3 protein-coding genes and 1 pseudogene are annotated in these 4,014 nt (G+C 71.4%); 3 read left to right on the top strand and 1 reads right to left on the bottom strand.

Annotated elements, in window-relative coordinates; genetic code table 11:
- Positions 1-179: 179 nt before the first annotated feature.
- Positions 180-1,112, bottom strand: a complete 933-nt coding sequence (locus ABZX30_RS37800; protein WP_355942896.1) for a LysR substrate-binding domain-containing protein — start codon at positions 1,110-1,112, stop codon at positions 180-182.
- A 183-nt stretch (positions 1,113-1,295) separates the two neighbouring features.
- On the opposite strand from ABZX30_RS37800, the gene ABZX30_RS37795 reads away from it, so the two are divergent.
- The 3 genes and pseudogenes from ABZX30_RS37795 to ABZX30_RS37785 all read left to right on the top strand — a co-directional run.
- Positions 1,296-2,483 carry a CaiB/BaiF CoA-transferase family protein gene (locus tag ABZX30_RS37795; RefSeq protein WP_355942893.1) on the top strand — a complete coding sequence of 396 codons (1,188 nt, stop codon included), beginning with the start codon at positions 1,296-1,298 and terminating at the stop codon, positions 2,481-2,483.
- A gap of 106 nt (positions 2,484-2,589) precedes the next feature.
- Positions 2,590-3,756 (top strand): acyl-CoA dehydrogenase family protein, encoded by a 1,167-nt coding sequence (locus ABZX30_RS37790; protein ID WP_355942890.1) that lies wholly within the window; start codon positions 2,590-2,592, stop codon positions 3,754-3,756.
- Positions 3,753-4,014, top strand: a pseudogene (locus ABZX30_RS37785) (electron transfer flavoprotein subunit beta); the annotation flags it as partial. The gene ABZX30_RS37790 and the pseudogene ABZX30_RS37785, both read left to right, overlap by 4 nt.

Raw genomic sequence — 4,014 nt, 5'->3', positions numbered from 1 at the left:
GCGTCCGCCCGGCCGGCGCCCCGCTGCCCGACCGTGCCGGACGGGCGGCCTTCCGTCGCCCTGCCGCCCCGCCGTGCCGGACCCACGGCCTTCAGTCACCGGCCTGCCGCCCGCCCCTCCCGCACACCCCCACGACCCCCGCCCTGCGGTCCGCGCCCGTACCTTCCCCTGCCGGCCCGCTACGCCGGGAGCAGTTCGGCGGAAGGCCACCCGCCCTGTGTGACGTCTTCCCGCACCAGCCGCACCAGCTCCCGCGCGACGACCTCGACCGCGGGCGGCGTCCGCCCCACCCGGGGCATCGCGAGCACGATCGAGCGCCACACGTCCGGTGCGCACAGCGGGGCCGCGCCGAGGGCGCCCCTGGCGACGTCCTCGGCGATGCCCAGGCCCGGCAGCACGGTCCAGCCGTGCCCCGCCAGGACGAGTTTCTTCTGCATCCGCATCGAGTTCGTCTGGACGGAGATGTCCATGTGCGCCCCGGCGCGCGCGGCGGCCGTGTCGATCAGAGTGCGCAGCGCGTGACCGGACGCCGGCATGACCAGCGGATGCGCGGCGGCCTCGGCGAAGGGAACGGGGCGGTCGGCCCGCAGTCCCGCCCCGGGCGGTGCCACCGCCCACAGCCTCTCGCGGACCAGTGGCTGGGCGTTCAGCGACGGGGTGCTGTCCAGGTTGTACAGCAGGCTGAGGTCCAGGACACCGTCGTCGAGCCATTCCTGAAGGTGCCCCGAGTAGGCGGTCGTCAGGCGCAGCTCCACGCCCGGGTGGTCGCGGCGCACCGCGGACACCAGGGGCTCGCCCAGCAGGTCGCCCGTGCTGTCGAGCAGGCCGACGGTGACGATGCCCGTCACCGCGCCCGGGGCCGGCCGCACCTCCGCCCGGCCCCGGTCCAGTTCGGCGAGGGCGCGCCGGGCCCGGTCCACCATCACCGCCCCGGCCGCCGTCGGCCGCATCCCCTGCCGGCTCCGCTCGAAGAGGACCACCCCCAGTTCCTCCTCCAGGGTGCGGATGTGGCGGGTGACCGCGGGCTGGACGAGATGGAGCAGTTCCGCCGCGCGCGTCACGCTGCCCACCTCGGCGACCGTCACCAGCGAACTGAGCTGCTTGAGGTCCACGCTTGCCGCTCCTGTCATGCGCCGGGGACATAGATCCATCATGGATTGCTATTTTCCAGACCGATCCATGAACGCTCATGATGGTACTCCCCGCGGGGCCACAAGGCCTGCGGCGCAGAAGGCCCGCGGACACGAGGTGAGCGGGCTCCCAGGACGCCCCTCCCCCAGCCTCGGAGGCATCTCATGAGCGGTCTTCCCCTCTCCGGTATCACCGTCGTCAGCATCGAGCAGGCCGTCGCGGCACCGTTCGCGACGCGCCAACTGGCCGACCTCGGCGCCCGCGTCATCAAGATCGAGCGCCCCGGGGAGGGCGACTTCGCCCGCCGCTACGACACCGCCGTGCACGGCGAGTCCAGTTACTTCGTGTGGCTCAACCGGTCCAAGGAGTCACTCACCCTGGACCTGAAGTCGGAGCGGGGCCGGCGGATCCTGGAGGGGCTGCTGGACGGGGCCGACGTCTTCGTGCAGAACCTGGCCCCGGGCGCGGCGGTCCGCCTCGGGCTCGGCGCGCCGGACCTCGCGGAACGCTTCCCCTCGCTGATCCCCTGCTCCATCTCCGGGTTCGGCAGCACCGGACCATGGGCCGACCGCAAGGCGTACGACATGCTGGTGCAGTGCCAGACCGGTCTGGTGTCGCTGACCGGCAACGAGCACGGCGCCGCCCGGGTCGGCGTGTCGATCGCCGACATCGCGGCCGGCATGTACGCCTACTCCGGCATCCTCACGGCGCTGCTCTCCCGCGCGACGACCGGTGCCGTACGTGCCGTCGAGGTGTCGCTGTTCGAGGCGCTGGCGGAGTGGGTCAGCCAGCCCGCCTACTACACCCGTCACTCCGGCACCCAGCCGCCGCGCCTCGGCACCCAGCACGCCACCATCGCCCCGTACGGCGCCTACACGGCGGCCGACGGCAACGACGTCCTGCTCTCCGTGCAGAACGAACGCGAATGGGCCGCTCTGTGCGAGCGCTTCCTCGAAGCACCCGGTCTCGTGACCGATCCGCGTTTCGCCACCGGTTCCGCCCGGGTCGCCCACCGCGACGAACTCAACGCGGTCATCGCCGAACGGTTCGCGGAGTCGGACAGCGGGGAGATCCGGGAACTGCTGGACGCGGCGGGCATCGCGAACACCGGGGTCAACGACGTACGGGCGTTCCTGGACCACGCGGTGCTCGCCGGCCGCGACCGGTGGCGGGACGTACGGATACCGGGCGGAGTCTCGGTCCCGGCGCTGCTGCCACCGGCCGACCTGGTCGGCGTCGCACCGCGCATGGGCCCCGTGCCGGCCCTGGGCGCGCACACCGACGCGATCCTGCGCGAACTGCGGTACGAACCCGGCGAGATCGACACGCTGCGGGCCGACGGGGTCGTCTGACCTTCCGACGGGGTCGTCCGACCTTCCGACGGGGCCATGCGGCCTTCCGACGGGGCCGTCCTGGCCTTTCCCTCCACCCCACACCCTCCACCAAGGAGCACCACGTATGGGCACCTACGACATCCTGTCCGAGGACGAGCAGTTCATCGTCAGGACGGTGCGTGACTTCGTCGACAAGGACGTACGACCCGTCGTACGGGAACTGGAGCACGCGAACACGTATCCCGAAGCCCTGATCGAGCGGATGAAGGGACTGGGCGTCTTCGGACTGGCGGTTCCCGAGGAGTACGGGGGTACGCCCGTCTCCATGCCCGCCTACGTCCTGATCACCGAGGAGCTGGCGCGCGGCTGGATGAGCCTGGCCGGTGCGATGGGAGGACACACGGTCGTCGCCAAGCTGCTGCTGCAGTTCGGCACGGACGAGCAGAAGCGGCGGTACCTGCCGCGCATGGCGACCGGTGAGTGCCGCGCGACGATGGCCCTGACCGAGCCGGGCGGCGGCTCGGACCTCCAGGCGATGCGCACCGTCGCCCACAAGGACTCCGACGGCTACCTCGTCAACGGGTCGAAGACGTGGATCACCAACTCCCGCCGCTCGCAGCTGATCGCCCTGCTGTGCAAGACCGATCCGGACGCGAGCCCGGCACACCGGGGCATCTCCGTCCTGCTCGTCGAGCACGGACCCGGCCTGACCGTCTCCCGTGACCTGCCCAAGCTCGGCTACAAGGGCGTGGAGAGCTGCGAGCTGTCCTTCGACAACCACCGCGTCCCGGCCGACGCCGTGCTCGGCGGGGTCGAGGGCCAGGGATTCCCGCAGATGATGAAGGGCCTGGAGACCGGCCGTCTGCAGGTGGCCTCGCGCGCCCTGGGTGTCGGACGGGCAGCGCTGGAGGACGCGCTCGCCTACGCCCAGGAGCGGGAGTCGTTCGGCAAGCCGATCTGGCGGCACCAGTCCGTCGGCAACTACCTGGCCGACATGGCGACCTCCCTCACGGCCGCCCGGCAGCTCACCCTGTACGCGGCCCGTGAGGCGGAGGCCGGACGCCGGGTGGACATGGAGGCGGGGATGGCCAAGCTGTTCGCCTCCGAGACGGCCATGCAGATCGCCCTCAACGCCGTCCGCATCCACGGCGGGTACGGCTACTCGACGGAGTTCGACGTGGAGCGGTACTTCCGGGACGCACCACTGATGATCGTCGGTGAGGGCACCAACGAGATCCAGCGCAACGTGATCGCGAGCCAGCTGGTCAGGCGAGGAGGCCTTGAAGCATGAAGATCCTGGTGTGTGTGAAGTACGTGCCCGACGCCACGGGCGACCGGCACTTCGCCGATGACCTGACCGTCGACCGGGACGACGTGGACGGTCTGCTCTGCGAGCTGGACGAGTACGCGGTCGAGCAGGCCCTCCGGATCGCGGAGAACCACGACGGTGACGGCGACGCCGAGGTCACCGTGCTGACCGTCGGCCCGGAGGACGCCAAGGACGCGCTGCGCAAGGCGCTGTCCATGGGTGCCGACAAGGCGGTCCACG

This window comes from Streptomyces sp. NPDC004542 (assembly GCF_040610035.1).
Lineage (GTDB): Bacteria > Actinomycetota > Actinomycetes > Streptomycetales > Streptomycetaceae > Streptomyces.
The sequence above is the reverse complement of the archived record's forward strand: the minus strand, read 5'-3'. Positions and strand labels throughout refer to the sequence as shown.